Source organism: Bradyrhizobium sp. TM102 (assembly GCF_009176685.1).
Lineage (GTDB): Bacteria > Pseudomonadota > Alphaproteobacteria > Rhizobiales > Xanthobacteraceae > Bradyrhizobium > Bradyrhizobium ottawaense.
On sequence record NZ_AP021855.1, the window covers coordinates 7,239,655 to 7,255,802 of the forward strand.

Here is a 16,148-nt window from a genome sequence, read left to right on the forward strand (position 1 = left end):
TGTTGCGAGAGACAAAGCCATGAGCATCGAGATCGACATTTTGAACGGCGACGCCTCGTGGCCGATCGCGGAGCCGCTGCATCAGGCCGTCTGGGGACCGCACTTGGTCGCGGACAAGCCCTGGGCTCACATCAAATGGGCCAATGCGGACCTGCGCGTGCTGATCGAGACGCCCGAGGATGGCCTCGTCTGCCATGTCGGGATCTACTTCCGCACCGTCATCTGGAACGGACAGAAGGTCCATATCGGCGGAATCGGCGGGGTCTGCACCCGCGAGGACCGGCGCGGTCGCGGCTACGCGACCGTGGCGATCGACGCGGCCGTGCACACCATCAGGGCCAACGAAGCGGTCCGGTTCGCGCTGCTGTTTTGCGAGCCACACAATTTTTCGTTCTACGAGACCCGGAGCTGGCTGCCCTTCAAGGGCGAGGTCTATTGCGAGCAGCCGGAGGGGCGGATCCGCTTCACCGAGATGGCGCCCTACGTCTTCAACATCGTCCGCGCGCCGACGCTGGGCACCATCGACCTATGCGGCCTGCCGTGGTGACCCCTGCGTGGCGTGAGGGCTGCCGCAGGGGCTCGGCCATCCTATAATATGTCGATCATCATCTAAATTCCGCCCGGTGAACATGACGATCGACGCCCCCTTAGAGGCCGTCCCGCCGCTTGCGCCGGTCGCCTCTCCCATCGCCAGCCTGCTGACGGCCCCGATCCTGCCGACGCTGCTGCGGCTCGCGATCCCCAACATGATCGCGATGGTCGGCAGCACTTTGGTTGCGATCGCCGAGACCTCCTATATCGGCCGGCTCGGCACCATTCCGCTCGCCGCGATCGCGCTGGTGTTTCCGTTCGCGATGCTGACGCAGATGATGAGCGCGGGCGCGATGGGCGGCGGCGTTTCGTCCGCGATCAGCCGCGCGCTCGGCGCCGGGGATCGTGACCGCGCCGCGACGCTGGCGCTGCATGCCGCCATCATCGGCCTCTGCGGCGGGCTGTTCTTCACGGTGATGATGCTCGTCTTCGGCCGTTCCTTCTTCACGCTGCTCGGCGGGCGCGATCGCGTGCTCGAGGAAGCCAGCGGCTATTCGCAGGTGCTGTTCTCCGGGGCGGTCGCGATCTGGCTCGTCAACACGCTAGCCTCGGTGATCCGCGGCACCGGCGACATGCGCCTGCCGTCGATGACGCTGATCGGGGCCAGCGTGTTGCAGATCGCGCTCGGCGGCACGCTGGGGCTCGGCCTGTTCGGCGTGAAGCCCTTCGGCATGCCGGGCGTCGCCAGCGGCCAATTGATCGCGTTCACCTGCGCCGCGATCTTCTTCCTCTGGTATCTCGCGTCCGGCCGCAGCCGGCTGCCGCTGAATATTCGCGCGTTTCATTTCGAGCGCGCGATGTTCCTGGACATCCTCAAGGTTGGTGCGGTGGCCTGCCTGTCGCCGCTCCAGACCGTGCTCACCATTTTGATCTTCACGAAGATCCTGGCCACGTTCGGCACCGAGATGCTGGCCGGCTACGGCATCGGCTCGCGGCTGGAATTCTTGTTGATCCCGATCACGTTTGCCTTCGGCATCGCCTCGGTGCCGATGGTCGGCATGGCGATGGGCGCCGGACAGGTGAAGCGCGCCCGGCGTGTGGCCTGGACCGCCGCTGCAGCTTCCGGATTGACGGTCGGCCTGATCGGCCTCGCTGTCGCGCTCGCTCCATCGCTGTGGGTCGCACTCTTCACGCGCGATTCCGGCGTCACCGCCGCCGCGCACAGCTATTTCCACTGGGCCGGCCCGACCTTCGTGTTCTTCGGCATCGGCGTGTCGCTCTACTTCTCCTCGCAAGGCGCGGCGCGCGTCGGCGGCCCTGTGCTCGCTTCCACCGCGCGGCTCTTGATCGTCGCGATCGGCGGCGTCGGCCTCATGATGACGCAGGCGCCGGCGTGGACCTTGTTCGCGCTGGTCGGCGGTGCCATGGCGGTGTTCGGCCTGTCGACTGCGGCCGCGGTCGCCTTCGCGCGCTGGGACAAATGATCGCAGGACATCGAACGAAGGCAATGAACGCAGGAATGTGATTCCAGCCTGCGTTGCACTATCCCGCCGGGCTGCTATGGAGGCGCTCCATTTTCGGGGCCTCTTCCATGACTTCCAGATTCGCTGCTCTCATCGTCCTCCTCGCTGCGCTGCTCGGCGCGACGGCCGCACATGCGCAGAGCGCCGATGGGACATGGCTCACCCAGGCGGGCGATGCGCGCGTCAAGATCAGCAAGTGCAGCGGCGGCATCTGCGGCGTCGTCGCCTGGCTGCGCGAGCCCTACGACACCGCGACCGGCCAACCCGCCACCGACAGCAAGAACCCCAATCGCGAGCTCGCCAGGCGCCCGATGATCGGCTTGCCATTGTTCAGCGGCATGCAGCCGTCCGGTCCGAACAAATGGTCCGGCCAGATCTACAACGCCGACGACGGCAGCACTTATGCCAGCAGCATCTCCGTGACGGGAGCGGATTCGCTGCGGGTCGAAGGCTGCGTCGGCGCGCTCTGCGGCGGAGAGACCTGGACGCGGGCGGGACGGTAACCCCGCTCCCGTGTCCCGGACGCGATGCAGCGTGCAACGCTGCTTCGCTGCGTCCGGGACCCAGAAAGCAGCACGGTACGATCGAGACATGGGCCCCGGCTCAGCAGCGCATCACTGCGTGCTGCGCTGCGTCCGGGGCACGAGATCGTCCTACGCCATCATCGCCTTCAGCGCCGTCGCCGCCGAGGCGTAGCCGCCTCGCGCGCCATCAATGAAGTGCACATGATCGCTGCGTAGCGCCGACGGCGTGAAGCAGGTCATCATGGCGGCATCCTGCTGGTAGAGGCCGTAGCGTACGATGCCGTCACGGGCCGCAATCGCCAGTCGGTCGCTCAGCGCGCGTTCGAGCTGCGGCGTGCAATCGAGGATCATGCGCAGGCCGTCGTCAAATTTCCTGAAGTCCGAGTTCTCGACCACCTGACGCCTGTAGACGTTTGGCACGAAGCCGCCGACGTTGAGGTCGAAACGCATGATCAGATAGACGAACAGCGTATAGGCCAGCACGGTGGCGCGGCGCGCGAGCAGCGGACCACCGCGCCTGGTACGGGCTTCGTATTCCAGCCCCTGTGGCGGCCATTTCAGCGGCGGCCCCTGCGGCGGCACCGGACGGGCGCCGTCCGGGCTGCGCTCGACGAGGTGGATGATGTCCTCGATCACCTTGCGGAAGGCGTGCGGATCGGCGCCGCGCGCCGGCATCACCAGAACCGAGAGGATCAGCCCACGTGAGGCCGGTATCACCTCGAAGCGGCAGGACAGGCCCGAGAGATCGGGCTGCGTGCCCGCCGGCGCGGCCGGGACGGCAAACTCCCCGCGCTTCATTGCGGCATCGGCGAAGGCGAGCCCGCCGCCCGAGAACATCGCGTAGGACAGGTTGGCCGACGGACCGAACCGCGCGACGCGCACGTCGAGGCCCTGCGCGCGGATGGCGCTGACCGGCACCAGCGCGACCCGCATCGTCAGATCGAGATCTTCCCGCACCCAGGTCGCGGTTGCCGCCAGCGCCTCTCGGGCAGATTCGAGATCGCCTGGCGCAACCGCAAAGCTGGCGCCGTCGCCGCCGAACACGAAGGGGAATTCGCGTCCTCCCAATGCGTTCGTCACCGCCGCGATCACGGCGGCGCCGGCCATGTTCACCGCCTTGTAGCGCTGCGCCGCGATCGCCTTGGTGGAATCGACGATATCGGCAACGCCGATGCTCCAATCGTCCGGCAGCGGCGCATAGAGCACAGGGTCCATCAGGCTGGTGAAGCCGCGGAAGACGGGAATGCCGCCATAGAAGGATTCGCCTGAGATCATCGGGAATGCCGGATGGTTGGAATGCGAAACAAATACGTGGCAGGATCGATCCGGGTTCGCCGGCCGGCGGCCCCTTTCAATCATTGGCCGAAACGGGCCAGGACAACAAGATAAGGCGACAACAAGATACGGCAGCAACAACACGAGGCCGCGTTGCAATGCCGCAGCGTGTCTTTGATCGGCATCAAGCGGCCGGTCGGGAAGAACGGCTATCGTCTTCAGCTCCAAGGGTTGCATGGGATGATCGAGGTGTCCGACTTCGGCAGCAAGGATTCCACCTCTCCGGTCCGCCGGCGCACGGGCATCGACCCGATCAGCGCGGTGAAGATGCCCGAAAGACTGACGGCAGCCGTCGATGCCTGGGCTGAAGCCCATCAACTGACCCGCTCGGATGCAATCTGCAAGCTGATCGAGCTGGGCCTGAAGGTCGCGCCCCCGGTCCTCTCCCCGGTGCACCCGATCGCATCGGACGCCGCCAGGATCGAAGAGATCGCGGTCCACGAGATCGAGACGCTGCTCGATCCGGCATTGCCCGTGGACGAACGCGACCGCCGCATCCGCCGCCTCACCGAAGGGCCGCCGGAATTTTCACACGAACGAATTGACCTGCCGAAAGACCGGACCTGAGCTGCTAATGCAGCTTCTCGTCCTGACGCTTGCGCAAACTATCGGGAGACGCATCGTGGCAGCCGACCAGGCGCACGAATTGCTGCGGGTACATTTCGTGGCCATGACCGCCGGAATTCTGGTGCGTCATCGGCGGGCAACGGGCATCGTCCGGCTTCGCGCGGGATTGCTCGGCCCGGCCCTGATTTGAAGCGGTCATGTTGGGCATGGTCATGGACTGCTCCCTGTCGATTAGGGCAGATCGATTGACGTAACCCAATCGATTGCGGGGCATCTTACGACCAAATCCGGCTGGATGTCATTGTGCCGGATCAACGCAATCGTGTCGGCGGAGTTCCGCTTAGGCTGTATTCCCCGCGTCCACGGTAAACACGGTCCCGGTGACGTTGCGGCCCCCCTCCCCCAAGAGATATTCCACCATGCGCGCGACGTCGTCCGTCTCCGGCAGGCGGCGTAGCGCGCTGCGGCCGGCGATGCGCTTGCGCGCCTCGTCGGACAGATTGTGCGTGAGCTCGGTGTCGATGAAACCCGGCGCGATCGCGTTCACGGTGATGCCAAGCTTGCCGACCTCGCGCGCGAGCGAGCGGGTGAAGCCGGTGGCGGCCGCCTTGGTTGCGCCATAGACGGACAGGCCGTTGTAGCCGGTGGTCGCGATGATCGAGGAGATGTTGACGATGCGGCCGGCGCCGTCGGCCATCATCTGCCGTGCCACATATTTGGTGAGGATGATCGGCGACAGCACGTTGAGCTGCACCAATGCCTCGATCTCGGAATTATGCATGGTGGCGAGCAGGCCTTCGGTGCCGAGGCCGGCATTGTTGACGAGGCCGTAGGTCGGGCCGAACTCGTCGCGCACGAGTTTTGCAAAAGCCGGAATGGCGTCGATCACGGCAAGGTCGCAGGCGCGGAAATGGAGGCGCCCTTCGGACTCCGCAATCGCTACCTTGAGCTCCTCGCTCTCGCGTCGGGCGGCCGCGACCACGTTGTAGCCGGCGCCGGCGAGGCGCTTGCCGATCGCGAGGCCGATGCCGCGGCTGCCGCCGGTGACGAGGACATTATGCATCGGTGCGCGCCAGTTTTCCGGCCGGGGTGACGTCGAGCGCCTCGACGAAGCGGATCACCGCCGGCACCTTGTGGGACGCGAGCTGCGCGCGGCACCGCTCCAGGATCTGGTCGCGGATCTCTTTCGCGCGCGCGGGATCGGTGCCCTCGGTGAGGATCACGTCGGAGACCACGATGCCGCCGGTGATCGGGCTCTTGCGCGATTTGGCCCGCGACATCCGCACGTCGGGATGGCGGTTGATGACCGCCTCGATCTCCTCGGGGTGAACCTTCAGCCCGCCGATATTGATGATGCCGCCGCGGCGGCCGACGAAATAATAACGCTCGCCACGCAGCTCGACGATGTCCCCGCTGTCGACAAATCCGTCGTCATCGGTGAGCGCGGCGGCATTGCGGCCGACATAGGCATGCGCGGTGCGCGTCGAACGGATACGGAGCGAGCCGTCCACCACCTTCATCTCGACGCCATTGCGATTGCCGAGATAGTCGGCCGGAAAGCCTTCCAGGCCGTCGTTGACGGCGAAGCCGACGCCGGCTTCGGTCGAGGCATAGGCATGACCGACGGAGGAGTTGGGGAATGCCGCCTTCAGCCCGTCGAGCACCGCCTGGTCGGCGATTTCACCGGAGAGGCGGACGTAAGCCGGAGCGAACTGCGCGGCCGAACCGCTCATCAGGAGCTTGCGCCAGTGCGAGGGCGTGCCGGAGATGTGCGAGACGCCGCGCGCCTTCAGCCGCGCGACGTGATCGCCGAGCGCCTCATGGGGATCGGACAGCACCATCGAGCCGCCGGAAAGCACGGCGCGCAGGAAGATTTGCAGGCCGCCATAGCGGCGAATGTCATAGAAGGTCGCCCAGACCGGCGCCGCGCCCCGCGCGGGGCCTTCGGCAACGATCGCGCCGGTCAGCGCCTCCAGCGTGTGGCCGACGATCTTCGGCACGCCCGAGGTACCCGAGGTGAGCATCAGCCATTCCGTTCCGCGTTCGGTCTTGACCGGCGCGGTGGCTTCAGGCGGCAATTGCGCAGTGACGATGAGCGGGATGCCAGTCCCGGCCCGGCGGTCGGATTCGTCGGTCACGACGGCATCGATCCCGGCATCGGAGATCAGCGCCTCGAGATACGCCGGATTGAGATCGGGCGGGCACAGCAGCATGCGACGCGCGATGCCGTCGAGCTCGATCATGGCAAGGCCCGACCGCAGCTGGTCGGACAATTTGAGCAGCACGGAGCGGCCGGACAATTCGCGCAGGCGGCCGCCCAGGACCGTCTGCGACAGGATATCGGTCAGCGACACGCAGGTGTGCGCGTCCGACAGCGTACGGCCGGTCAGCTCCGCGCCGAGATGGTCGCGAAGCGCAAAGATCTCACGCGGGGACATTTTCGTAGGCCCGCACGAAATCGCCGATCGTGGCGGGAAACGCTGCGTCCTCGGAGATGGTGAAGGGGTCGACGCCGGTCTCGTCCTCGAGGCGCGCGACCAGGATGGCGAAGGCGAGCGAGTCGAAACCCGTCTCGTGCAGCGACAGATCGTCCGAGAGCGCGGGAAGCGTGACGTGCTGCTCTTTGGCGATCTGCTGGATCGCGTCAATGACCTTAGACCTTACCGACATGGCTGGCTCGCTTTGTTATCGTTGGCGTTGCGGCGGCTCTTGCTGGCCGCCTCCCCATGGCCGCTTGTTTACCCGACAGAAGTAAATGGCTTCTTGGACAATTCAGATAAAATTGGACCTATCTGCGGATTTTGGCGCGATTTACAGCCTGATCGAGCCGTCCACGATTCGCGCATAGGCCTCCGTATCGAGCGCCACATAGGCCCCGGACTTCGGGTCTGCCATGAACAGCGGATCGGAGATCGCGGCGGGATCGAAGCCCTCCCGTGCGAGCTCGCCCTTCTTCTGCTTGAACGTCTCGGTCGCATCGATCTCGCTGGAGACGCGAATGAAGACGGGCCGTGCGTAGGCCGGCAGCCGCTGCGCGAGATGTGCGGGCAATGCCGCGATGTCAAAGCCCTCGTTGACGACGATCACGCTCATGCCGGCGCGGCCGTCGGCGCCGGGGACGCTGACGCCGTAGGTGGTGGCATCGACCACGCCGGTGAAATCGCGCATCGCGTCGTTCACCTCCGAGGTCGCGACGTTCTCACCCTTCCAGCGGAACGTGTCCCCGATCCGATCGACGAAATGGAAGAAGCCCTTGTCATCGATCCGCATCAGATCGCCGGTGCGGAACCAGGCATCGCCCCTGGCAAAGACATCGCGAAGAACCTTCTTCTCGGTCTCGCCGGGGTCGGTGTAGCCCTCGAACCGGCCGCCGCCTTCATTGGCGGTGCCGATGCGGCCGATGGCTTCGCCGGCCTCGCCGCGGGCGCAGGCGAGGCAAAACCCCTCTTCGTTGCGCAGCGGCGCGCCGCTGTCGGGATCGAGCTTGACGAGATTGGCAGGGAAGCGATGCGCCAGCAGCGGCGGGATGCGACCGATCGCGCCCGGCTGCCCCTCGACGTTGAACAGCGAGAAATTGCCTTCCGTCGCCGCATAGAATTCGAGGATGCGCGGAATGGCGAAGCGCGCCTGAAAGTCTTCCCAGATGTCACCGCGCAGGCCGTTGCCGCAGACGAGGCGGAGACGATGCCGGTTCTCATATTCCGACGGCGCCGCCTTGAGCAGATAACGGCAGAGCTCGCCGATATATTGAAACAACGTGCAGTCATGGCGCACGATGTCGGACCAGAAATGCGGGGCCGAGAATTTCTCCGCGATCACCACCGAGCCGCCGGCAGCGAGCATGCTGCAGGGCGCGACGATGCCGCCGACCGAGTGAAACAGCGGCAGGCAATCGTAGAGCCGGTCTTGCGGGCTCGCGCCGGTGAGGCCGGCGAACCAAAGGCCCCAATTGAGAATGCGGCGGTGGCTGATGCTGGCAGCCTTCGGCAGGCCAGTGGTGCCTGAGGTGTAGATCAATAGCGCGCGATCATCGATGGTGACCTCGCCGTGCTCCTCCGGCGACAAAGGAGCATCGTCCAGCGCCGCAAGGGCGACGTCGATGGCGCGCTCGCTGCGGGCATCGCCATGCGTCCAGACCTTGGCCTGCGTCTTCAGATGCGGCGTTGCGCTCTCCAGCATCTCCGTCAGCTCATGCGCAACGATGATATGCGAGGGCTTTGCCACATCGAGGCAATGCGCGAGCGACTGCCCCACCAGCTTGGTATTGAGCAGCGCCGCCACACCGCCGATCCGGCTGATGCCGAGCCAGGCCGCGACATAATCGATGCCGTTCGGCATGATCAAGGCGACCGCATCACCCTTGACCACGCCGGCCGAGCGCGCCCAGCGCGCGTAGCGGTTGATGCGCTTCGACAGGCCTTCATAGTCGAGACTTGCGTCGTCCGTGACCAGCGCGACGCGGTCGGGCTGGCGTTGCGCCCAATCGTCGATGACGTCCGCGAACAGACGTCCCGGCAGCGTCTCGATCCGCGCCGTGAGCTCGATGGCCTTCAGCCATATCTTTGAAGCCGAAGGCGCGCGCGCGACTTTTTGTCGTTCGATGACACCGGTGGTCATGCCGTTGATTCTTTCGGGCCGCCTGCTGACATCAGGCAATCTAGCCCCCGCGCCCTGCCCAGGTGTTAAGAGACAAGGTAAAACTCTGTTAGGGCGCGGTTAACTCTAGTGATCCTTTACCGCCGCACGGCAACGCCGGTGAGTTCGGCGGCATGGTGACGGCCGAGACCGATCGCACTGGCCCAAGGTGGTCGAGCTGTGGGGGCAGGAAGGAGATGCGCGCTGCCGACGCTAGCCGCTACGCCTGTAGCGCAAGTGCGGCGGCGGCGCGTGAACCGGATAATACGGATTGAGATCGCAGATCGCGGATCGGCCATAAGCAGTGGCGCGGCACTGGGGCAACGAGGTGAAGGAGCAGTCGTACCACTCCCCGCCTCCCCCGTTCGCACCTGAATAAACGTGCATGCAGACGGGATAGCGCGGATCAAAAGTCTGCGCATGCGACGGCGCGGCTGCGAGCACCGCGCCCACCATCACGACCATTCCGAACGAGAAGCGCATAAACAGTGTTCCGGTGCGTTGCATCGCAGATCGCTATTGCTGTTTCTTGTGACGCCGGCGCGGCGGCGGCTGGTCGAAGGCGTAGTAGGGATTGACGTCGCAGCTGGCCGAGCGGCCCGACGCGGTCGCGCGGCACTGCGGCAGCGAGGTGAAAGAGCAGTCGAAATAATCGCCGCCGCCACCGCCGAAGCCGCCGCCGGGCGTGTAAACGTGCATGCACACCGGGTAGCGCGGATCATAGGTCTGGGCGCTGGCATCCGCCGCGACGAACAGCGTGGCAATCGCGGTGAGGGTCAAAATCGACAGGCGCATGGACTTAGTCCTCGAATCGACGGCGTCGTCGGATCTGATGCCGACGGCCTCGTATGGCATAACACCAGGCCGGAGGCGACTGTTCCTAGGGACAGATGACGGCAAGGTGAGCGCCGCGGGCTGCGGCGCTAGGCGTCGAGCCCCTGCAGCACCAGCCGGTTCAGCCTCGCCGCAAACGCGGCGGGATCCTCCGGCAGTTCACCGTCCAGGATCTGCGCCTGCTCGAGCAGGAGCAGGCTGAGATCGTCGACCGCCTTCGAGCCGGCTTGCGCCTTGGCGATCGCGCCCACCATCGGATGGCGCAGATTGATCTCCAGGATCGGCTTGGTCTTCATGCCGCGGTTTTGCTGCGACAGGATGCGCTCGAGCTCGCGGCTCGGGCCCTGGCTGTCGGCGATGAGGCAGGAGGCCGAGCTGGTGAGGCGCGTCGAGGCCTTGACGTCGCTGACACGCTCGCCGAGCGCGGCCTTGATCACGGCGATGGTGGCGGCTTCATCCGCCTCGGGCTCGTCCTTCTTTGCCTCGTCCTTGTCATCGACGCGCGGGATCAGGTCGAGATTGAGATCGCCCTGGCTCAGTGACTTCAGCGGCTTGCCCTCGAACTCCGACGGCATCGAGGTCCAGAACGCATCGACGGGATCGGACAGCAGCAGCACCTCGATGCCGCGCGCGGTCGCAGCCTCCAGCCGCGGATTGGATTTCAGTCGCTCGATGCTGTCGCCGACGAGATAATAGATCTCGGTCTGGTTCGGCTTGAAATCGGCGATGACCTGCTTCAGCGACCGCTTCTCGCCCGACGTCGTGGTGAAGCGCGACAGTGCCAGCAGCTTTTCGCGCCGCTCGAAATCCTCGTAAATGCCTTCCTTGAGCACCGCACCGAAGGCGTCCCAGATCCTGGCAAAGTTCTCCGGATCCTTCTCGGCGAGGCTTTCGAGCTCCGACACGACCCGGGTCGCCACCGCTTTCCGGATCTGCGCCAGCTGTGGATTGTTCTGCAGCATCTCGCGGGAGATGTTGAGCGGGAGATCCTCGCTGTCGACGACACCGCGGATGAAGCGCAGATAGCCCGGCAACAGATCGGCATCGTCGGTGATGAAGACACGGCGGACGTAAAGCTTCACCCGGCCCTTGCGGTTCGGCTCGAACAAATCGAACGGCTTGGTCGAGGGTGCGAACAGCAGCACGGCGTAGGAGTAGCGGCCCTCGGCGCGGTAATGCAGCGTCATCGCGGGATCGTCGAAAGCCGAGGCGATCTGCTGATAGGCCTTCTTGTAGTCCTCCGGCGTCAGCTCGGATTTCGAGCGTTGCCACAACGCGCTGGCCGAATTGATCTGGCGCGGCTCGCCCTCTTCCGGCACCAGCTCGATCGGGAACAGGATGTTGTCGGAATAGGCACCGACGATGCGCTCGATCTCAAAGCTCTCGAGATATTTCTTGGCGTCGTCCTTCAGGTGCAGGACGATCTCGGTGCCGCGCGTCACGCGGGCGGCCTCCTCGTCGCCGGCACGGGCGATCTCGAAACCGGAGCCGCCGGAGGACATCCAGGTCCAGACGTCGCTTTCGCCGGCGCGGCGGCTGACCACGACGATCTTGTCGGCGACCATGAAGGCGGAATAGAAGCCGACGCCGAACTGGCCAATCAGGCCGAGGCCGTCCTTGGCCTCCTTCAGCTTCGACACGAACGCCTTGGTGCCGGAGCGGGCGATGGTGCCGAGATGGTCGATCAGCTCCTGCCGCTCCATGCCGATGCCGTTGTCGGCGATCGTGAGCGTCCCGGCCGCCTTGTTCGGGATGATGCGGATCTTGAGCGCGTCGCCCTCGCCGAGCAGCGAAGGACTTGCGATCGCCTCATAGCGCAGCTTGTCGCAAGCGTCCGAGGCATTGGAGACGAGCTCGCGCAGAAAGATATCGGTCTCGGAATAGACGGAGTGCACCATCAGGTGCAGAAGCTCGGAAACCTCGGCCTGGAAGGGCTGCGTATGCACAGCCGTGTCTGACGTCGTCATGCGTTTACCCGGTCAATACGAAGGGGAAGAAACCCGGGATATAACGCGAGCCTAGAGGGGATCAAGTGGACGTGAAGGATCGCCCTCCGGGCGGGAGGACGATCTGTCCAGTGCCTAGGCGGATCAGGTCACGCAGCGGCCGGGCTGGAGCAGCTTTGCGACCTCGGTCAGGGAGCTGACCATCGGCTCGCAGGCGATCGTCGGCCGGTTGCGCACCTTCTTCTGGTTCTGGAGCAGCGCCGGCGGCTTGGCATTGCCGGTTTCGATCACGGCGGGGACCCGCAGCAGCACCGAGGTGTCGGCGAGGTCGTTCAGCCGCATCGAGACGGTGCGGGTTGGAACTGCTGCCTGCTTGATCTCGGCGAGCCGGTCGGCCTTGCCGGTACGATTGACGTTGTGTCCGGGCTTGTCGGCCTTGTCGGCGACCGCCTGCCAGCGGTCCGCCAGATCATGGCCCGAGGCCAATTGCACGGCACCGAGCGTCGCAGCAACGGCGACGGCGCTCAAAAATACCTTATGAATCTGTGACATGGCTGTCGGTCCCTCGCCCCATGGCGATCGCGGGAACAACGCCGGGGAAGGATCAGGGGTTCTCAGCGGTTACGATCACTTAACCGTGTGCGACAAATGCGACAACGTGCACAAAATATTCCGCGAGGGGTGGAACGACTTTCGCAGACAGGAGTCGTCTCAACAGCCGGCTATTCCCCCCTGCCCCATAAGCCGGCGACGTAGGGCGCGACTGTGGTGATGCCAGTCGCGCCTTACTTTTTTTCTGGGGTTCACTTCCCCGCCAACCACTCCCGCCCTTCGCCACAGAGCTTCTCGACCTCGGGTCCGATCAGCCCCGGCATGTCGCGCTTGACCTTGTAGCCGATCAGCTCCTGCATGTAGGCGAGGTGGCGATAGCCTTCGGGCAGCCCGGCGAGCGCTGTCTGATCGAGACGGAGCGTCGCGGCGGGATCGACCGGGTCGATCCGATCCTTTTCATAAATCGGCTGGCGGCGGACGATGCCCCATTTTCCCTGCCGCTTTTCCAGGAAATCGTAGAAGCGCCCGGTGCAGACGACGTCGCAAACGACGTCGTGCACCGGGGCACGCTGCGAAATCGTCATCTTGGTCTGCGCGATGGCCCGTTCGCCTGCGAGGTCGATGCTGGTGCCGCCGAGGAAATGCAGGATGCGAACGCCCCTGGCAAATCCCTCCTGGCTGACGCGCATGAAATCCCGCGCCGGCCCCTGAAACCAGGTGGCGGACATCCAGCCCTCTTCGTGCCAGACCGTGGCAAAGCGCTCCCAGTCGCCGGCATCGCGCCACACCGCCCAGTTCTCGACGAGGTCGCGGATGGCGAGGCGATCGAGGAGTTGCTGGTCCATGGGCACATCTCCGGCTGGGATCAATGCAGGAGGTATGAGCGGCGAAGCCGACGCACGTCAAGCACGGCAGGCGAAACGAAAAATCCGGCGTGCCTTGCAGCACGCCGGATCGGATCGTTTGGCCAAATGGCCAGCTCTATTAAGCCGCCGGCGCCTTCGGTGTGCGGTTGCGCGAGTTGCGCTGGAAGAACAGAGCCTGGCTCGCCACCGCCGAGACCATCGCGGGCTGGAACGGTTTTGAGATCAGGAACGCCGGCTCCGGGCGCTCGCCGGTGAGGAAGCGCTCGGGATACGCGGTGATGAACACCACGGGCACCTCGAACGTGCGCAGCAGCTCGTTGACAGCGTCGAGGCCCGACGAGCCGTCGGCGAGCTGGATGTCGGCGAGGATCAGGCCGGGCCGCTTGTTCTTGGCCAGCGCCACCGCATCGGCATGCGTGCGCGCGACGCCGACGACATTGTGGCCGAGATTCTTCACCAGGCTCTCGAGGTCCATGGCGATGAAGGTCTCGTCCTCGATGATCAGCACGTCGGTGGCGATCTCGGCGGCCATCTCGCGTCCGGCGGCATCCGCAAGCCGCCGCGTCTCGGCGACGTCGGTGCCGAGGATGTAGCCGACTTCCTCTTCCGAAAATCCCTCCAGCGAGAGCAGCAGGAAGGCCTGGCGCGGCAACGGCGTGATGTTCGACAGCCGCCGCTCCGGCGGCATCGGCAAGGTCGTCACCTCGGAATCATCGTTGACGGAGACCGAATTCCAGATCTGGGTGAACAGCCGGAACAGGCCCGCGCGCGGCCCATGGCTCTCGTCCAGCACCGAGGGATCCCCCAGCATGGCTTCCAACATGGCTGCGACATAGGCGTCACCGGAGGCCTGGCTGCCCGTCAGGGCGCGTGCGTACCGGCGCAACAACGGCAAGTGTTCAGCAACAAGCTGTGAACGGGACATCCCCACTCCATTCATCTTCGGGCCAACCTTAAGGTCCAGGCAATCCGAGGGGGGCCCGGGTTCCCCTGCTGGGCTGATTACGCCTCAGGCCAAGAAAAGTTCCGTCTGAGCGGGAACTTTTTCTCGAACCTCGAATTGAGCCTATCCAGGGAACGGCTCCCGGTTGAGAAAACCTCTCGATTTTACAGTCACTTAACTCGGGGAAACGTGGAACAGGTCATGAAAGATCTCAAGTCTCAAGCCAGCAGAAGCACGACCCCCGGCAAGGGAGGCCTCACTCCGGAGATTCAATCCCGGATCGGGCACCAGTTGCGCGCCATGTATGATGATGTCGTGCGACAAGGGGTTCCAGATCGGTTCGCAGAGCTGATCAAGAAGCTTGATGCGCCGGGAGCGACACCCCACGTGGGAAATGAGGGCGGATCCAACGACAACAATGGGAGGGATTAATGCCTCTCACGGACTCCCTGCGTAATGACATCCTGGCGGCCGTGCCCAGTCTGCGCGCGTTCGCCATTTCGCTCAGCGGCAATGCGGACCGCGCCGATGATTTGGTCCAGGAGACGCTGCTCCGCGCGCTCGCCAACATCGACTCGTTCCAGCCCGGCTCCAATCTGCCGGCATGGCTGTTCACGATCCTGCGCAACCTTTTCCGCTCCGACTATCGCAAGCGGCGGCGCGAGGTCGAGGACGCCGAAGGCAACTACGCCAAGACGCTGAAGACACAGCCGTCGCAGAACGCGCATCTCGAGTTCGAGGAGTTTCGCACGGCGCTCGACAAGCTTCCACAGGACCAGCGTGAAGCGCTGATCCTGGTCGGCGCCTCCGGCTTCTCCTACGAAGACGCGGCCTCGATCTGCGGCTGCGCGGTCGGCACGATCAAGAGCCGCGTCAACCGCGCGCGGTCGAAGCTCGCCGCGCTGCTTTATGTCGATGGCGCCGAGGACTTTGGCCCGGACGAGACCGTGCGGGCCGTGATCGGCGGCAGCGGCGGCTGACGGCCGGCGTCAACCCGAGCTCAGATGAGATGAAGACGGCCGTTCTCACGGCCGTCTTCGCGTGCGTCCGGCAGCGATAGCGCAGAGCTACGCCGCTTGATCACTCGTCCGCGAAGGTCACGGTCTCGGCCACGCTGGCGCGCGAGGTGCGGTAGCTGTTGACCTTGTGGGCGTCGTCGGCATAGCCGAACGAAATGCCGCAGACGACGCGGCGATCGTCGGGCAGATTGAAGTGGCGGCGGATCAATCCGGAATGCCGCGCGAGCGCCGCCTGCGGAATCGTGCCCAGCCCGAGCGCCTGCGCGGCCAGCATGAAATTGCTGACATAGGCGCCGCAATCGATCGCACCGTAAATGCCGAGCGGCTCGTTGGTGTGAATGATGGCGACATGCGGCGCGCCGAAGAAATTGTAGTTCTCCAGCGCCTGCCTGGCGTAGGCGCTTCTGTCGCCCCTGATGATGCCGAGCGTGTTGTAGAGCTGAAAGCCGCTTTCGCGTCGGCGTTCCAGATAAACACCGACATACTCGCGCGGCGGCGTGAAATCGTAGTCGTCGCCGAGACCGCCCGAGGCTTCCGCGTAGATCGCCTTGCGGAAGCGCTCCTTGGCCTCGCCGCTGGCGATGATCACCTGCCAGGGCTGGCTGTTGCACCAGGACGCAGTGCGCTGCGCGGTGGTCAGCACATGCTCGATGGTCGCGCGGTCAACCTCTTTGGGAAGGAAGGCCCGGACGGAGTAGCGCTCGTTGAGCAGCTCTTCGAGTACGCCGATGCGATCGGTTTGTTTGACGGTAGCGTCCATGGTTCAGCTCGCGCTCTTCTCGTAGGGTGGGCAAAGGCGCATCGCGCCGTGCCCACCGACAGACTTGCTCCGGAGCATCTGCATATGGTGGGCACGCTTCGCTTTGCCCACCC

The 16,148-nt window shown here is 64.9% G+C and carries 19 protein-coding genes; 6 read left to right on the top strand and 13 right to left on the bottom strand.

Features of this window, described 5'->3' with window-relative positions; translation table 11 throughout:
• Positions 1 to 19 precede the first annotated feature (19 nt).
• The 3 genes from GDN70_RS34230 to GDN70_RS34240 all read left to right on the top strand — a co-directional run bounded on the left by GDN70_RS34230 (position 20) and on the right by GDN70_RS34240 (position 2,557).
• Positions 20 to 547 (top strand): GNAT family N-acetyltransferase, encoded by a 528-nt coding sequence (locus GDN70_RS34230; RefSeq protein ID WP_038950614.1) that lies wholly within the window; start codon positions 20 to 22, stop codon positions 545 to 547.
• An 82-nt stretch (positions 548 to 629) separates the two neighbouring features.
• Entirely contained in the window at positions 630 to 2,015 is a 1,386-nt protein-coding gene (locus tag GDN70_RS34235) for an MATE family efflux transporter (protein WP_173015925.1), read from the top strand.
• A gap of 107 nt (positions 2,016 to 2,122) precedes the next feature.
• On the top strand, positions 2,123 to 2,557 hold the full coding sequence (locus tag GDN70_RS34240; protein WP_028139978.1) for a DUF2147 domain-containing protein: 435 nt from the start codon (positions 2,123 to 2,125) through the stop codon (positions 2,555 to 2,557).
• A 150-nt stretch (positions 2,558 to 2,707) separates the two neighbouring features.
• On the opposite strand, the gene GDN70_RS34245 is transcribed toward GDN70_RS34240, so the two are convergent.
• Entirely contained in the window at positions 2,708 to 3,853 is a 1,146-nt protein-coding gene (locus tag GDN70_RS34245) for a DUF3095 domain-containing protein (RefSeq protein WP_028139977.1), read from the bottom strand.
• A gap of 240 nt (positions 3,854 to 4,093) precedes the next feature.
• On the opposite strand from GDN70_RS34245, the gene GDN70_RS34255 reads away from it, so the two are divergent.
• Complete coding sequence (locus GDN70_RS34255; RefSeq protein ID WP_028139976.1) at positions 4,094 to 4,480, top strand: hypothetical protein; 387 nt, start codon at positions 4,094 to 4,096, stop codon at positions 4,478 to 4,480.
• A 4-nt stretch (positions 4,481 to 4,484) separates the two neighbouring features.
• On the opposite strand, the gene GDN70_RS34260 is transcribed toward GDN70_RS34255, so the two are convergent.
• The 11 genes from GDN70_RS34260 to GDN70_RS34310 form a co-directional block, all read right to left on the bottom strand.
• Complete coding sequence (locus GDN70_RS34260) at positions 4,485 to 4,694, bottom strand: hypothetical protein (protein ID WP_028139975.1); 210 nt, start codon at positions 4,692 to 4,694, stop codon at positions 4,485 to 4,487.
• A 126-nt stretch (positions 4,695 to 4,820) separates the two neighbouring features.
• On the bottom strand, positions 4,821 to 5,543 hold the full coding sequence (locus GDN70_RS34265) for an SDR family NAD(P)-dependent oxidoreductase (RefSeq protein WP_028139974.1): 723 nt from the start codon (positions 5,541 to 5,543) through the stop codon (positions 4,821 to 4,823).
• The gene (locus GDN70_RS34270) at positions 5,536 to 6,918 is read right to left on the bottom strand and encodes a class I adenylate-forming enzyme family protein (protein ID WP_173015926.1); all 1,383 of its coding nucleotides are present in this window, start codon (positions 6,916 to 6,918) and stop codon (positions 5,536 to 5,538) included. The genes GDN70_RS34265 and GDN70_RS34270 overlap by 8 nt, the downstream gene beginning before the upstream one ends.
• Positions 6,905 to 7,150: an acyl carrier protein gene (locus tag GDN70_RS34275; protein WP_028139972.1), complete on the bottom strand. Its 246-nt coding sequence runs from the start codon at positions 7,148 to 7,150 to the stop codon at positions 6,905 to 6,907. The genes GDN70_RS34270 and GDN70_RS34275 overlap by 14 nt, the downstream gene beginning before the upstream one ends.
• Positions 7,151 to 7,291: 141 nt before the next feature.
• A complete protein-coding gene (locus tag GDN70_RS34280) occupies positions 7,292 to 9,106 on the bottom strand; it encodes a long-chain-acyl-CoA synthetase (protein ID WP_152103773.1) in 1,815 nt (604 codons plus the stop codon).
• 222 nt (positions 9,107 to 9,328) lie between these two features.
• Positions 9,329 to 9,598, bottom strand: a complete 270-nt coding sequence (locus GDN70_RS34285; protein WP_028139970.1) for a DUF3551 domain-containing protein — start codon at positions 9,596 to 9,598, stop codon at positions 9,329 to 9,331.
• Positions 9,599 to 9,631: 33 nt separating this feature from the next.
• Positions 9,632 to 9,910: a DUF3551 domain-containing protein gene (locus GDN70_RS34290; RefSeq protein WP_028139969.1), complete on the bottom strand. Its 279-nt coding sequence runs from the start codon at positions 9,908 to 9,910 to the stop codon at positions 9,632 to 9,634.
• Between the two features lie 128 nt (positions 9,911 to 10,038).
• Positions 10,039 to 11,916, bottom strand: a complete 1,878-nt coding sequence (htpG, locus tag GDN70_RS34295) for a molecular chaperone HtpG (protein ID WP_152103629.1) — start codon at positions 11,914 to 11,916, stop codon at positions 10,039 to 10,041.
• A 123-nt stretch (positions 11,917 to 12,039) separates the two neighbouring features.
• Positions 12,040 to 12,447 (bottom strand): hypothetical protein, encoded by a 408-nt coding sequence (locus GDN70_RS34300; protein ID WP_028139967.1) that lies wholly within the window; start codon positions 12,445 to 12,447, stop codon positions 12,040 to 12,042.
• 251 nt (positions 12,448 to 12,698) lie between these two features.
• Positions 12,699 to 13,292 (bottom strand): nuclear transport factor 2 family protein, encoded by a 594-nt coding sequence (locus tag GDN70_RS34305; protein ID WP_152103630.1) that lies wholly within the window; start codon positions 13,290 to 13,292, stop codon positions 12,699 to 12,701.
• A gap of 139 nt (positions 13,293 to 13,431) precedes the next feature.
• Positions 13,432 to 14,238 carry a response regulator gene (locus tag GDN70_RS34310; protein WP_026201627.1) on the bottom strand — a complete coding sequence of 269 codons (807 nt, stop codon included), beginning with the start codon at positions 14,236 to 14,238 and terminating at the stop codon, positions 13,432 to 13,434.
• A 219-nt stretch (positions 14,239 to 14,457) separates the two neighbouring features.
• Between GDN70_RS34310 and GDN70_RS34315 the strand changes: the two genes are divergently transcribed.
• A complete protein-coding gene (locus GDN70_RS34315) occupies positions 14,458 to 14,688 on the top strand; it encodes a NepR family anti-sigma factor (protein WP_028139965.1) in 231 nt (76 codons plus the stop codon).
• Positions 14,688 to 15,236, top strand: a complete 549-nt coding sequence (locus GDN70_RS34320) for a sigma-70 family RNA polymerase sigma factor (protein ID WP_018316216.1) — start codon at positions 14,688 to 14,690, stop codon at positions 15,234 to 15,236. The genes GDN70_RS34315 and GDN70_RS34320 overlap by 1 nt, the downstream gene beginning before the upstream one ends.
• A 100-nt stretch (positions 15,237 to 15,336) precedes the next feature.
• Here the strand turns inward: GDN70_RS34320 and GDN70_RS34325 are convergent, their stop codons facing one another.
• Positions 15,337 to 16,035: a nitroreductase gene (locus GDN70_RS34325; RefSeq protein WP_028139964.1), complete on the bottom strand. Its 699-nt coding sequence runs from the start codon at positions 16,033 to 16,035 to the stop codon at positions 15,337 to 15,339.
• Positions 16,036 to 16,148: the final 113 nt, after the last annotated feature.

What these genes read in the sequence shown, in the direction of transcription:
- GDN70_RS34320 (WP_018316216.1), top strand. Translation starts at nt 14,688, where the DNA reads ATGCCTCTCACGGACTCCCTGCGTAATGACATCCTGGCGGCCGTGCCC.
- GDN70_RS34305 (WP_152103630.1), bottom strand. Translation starts at nt 13,292, where the DNA reads ATGGACCAGCAACTCCTCGATCGCCTCGCCATCCGCGACCTCGTCGAG.
- GDN70_RS34275 (WP_028139972.1), bottom strand. Translation starts at nt 7,150, where the DNA reads ATGTCGGTAAGGTCTAAGGTCATTGACGCGATCCAGCAGATCGCCAAA.
- GDN70_RS34235 (WP_173015925.1), top strand. Translation starts at nt 630, where the DNA reads ATGACGATCGACGCCCCCTTAGAGGCCGTCCCGCCGCTTGCGCCGGTC.
- GDN70_RS34315 (WP_028139965.1), top strand. Translation starts at nt 14,458, where the DNA reads ATGAAAGATCTCAAGTCTCAAGCCAGCAGAAGCACGACCCCCGGCAAG.
- GDN70_RS34290 (WP_028139969.1), bottom strand. Translation starts at nt 9,910, where the DNA reads ATGCGCCTGTCGATTTTGACCCTCACCGCGATTGCCACGCTGTTCGTC.
- GDN70_RS34285 (WP_028139970.1), bottom strand. Translation starts at nt 9,598, where the DNA reads ATGCGCTTCTCGTTCGGAATGGTCGTGATGGTGGGCGCGGTGCTCGCA.
- GDN70_RS34255 (WP_028139976.1), top strand. Translation starts at nt 4,094, where the DNA reads ATGATCGAGGTGTCCGACTTCGGCAGCAAGGATTCCACCTCTCCGGTC.
- GDN70_RS34270 (WP_173015926.1), bottom strand. Translation starts at nt 6,918, where the DNA reads ATGTCCCCGCGTGAGATCTTTGCGCTTCGCGACCATCTCGGCGCGGAG.
- GDN70_RS34310 (WP_026201627.1), bottom strand. Translation starts at nt 14,238, where the DNA reads ATGTCCCGTTCACAGCTTGTTGCTGAACACTTGCCGTTGTTGCGCCGG.
- GDN70_RS34265 (WP_028139974.1), bottom strand. Translation starts at nt 5,543, where the DNA reads ATGCATAATGTCCTCGTCACCGGCGGCAGCCGCGGCATCGGCCTCGCG.
- GDN70_RS34325 (WP_028139964.1), bottom strand. Translation starts at nt 16,035, where the DNA reads ATGGACGCTACCGTCAAACAAACCGATCGCATCGGCGTACTCGAAGAG.
- GDN70_RS34300 (WP_028139967.1), bottom strand. Translation starts at nt 12,447, where the DNA reads ATGTCACAGATTCATAAGGTATTTTTGAGCGCCGTCGCCGTTGCTGCG.
- GDN70_RS34240 (WP_028139978.1), top strand. Translation starts at nt 2,123, where the DNA reads ATGACTTCCAGATTCGCTGCTCTCATCGTCCTCCTCGCTGCGCTGCTC.
- GDN70_RS34245 (WP_028139977.1), bottom strand. Translation starts at nt 3,853, where the DNA reads ATGATCTCAGGCGAATCCTTCTATGGCGGCATTCCCGTCTTCCGCGGC.
- GDN70_RS34230 (WP_038950614.1), top strand. Translation starts at nt 20, where the DNA reads ATGAGCATCGAGATCGACATTTTGAACGGCGACGCCTCGTGGCCGATC.
- GDN70_RS34260 (WP_028139975.1), bottom strand. Translation starts at nt 4,694, where the DNA reads ATGACCATGCCCAACATGACCGCTTCAAATCAGGGCCGGGCCGAGCAA.
- htpG (WP_152103629.1), bottom strand. Translation starts at nt 11,916, where the DNA reads ATGACGACGTCAGACACGGCTGTGCATACGCAGCCCTTCCAGGCCGAG.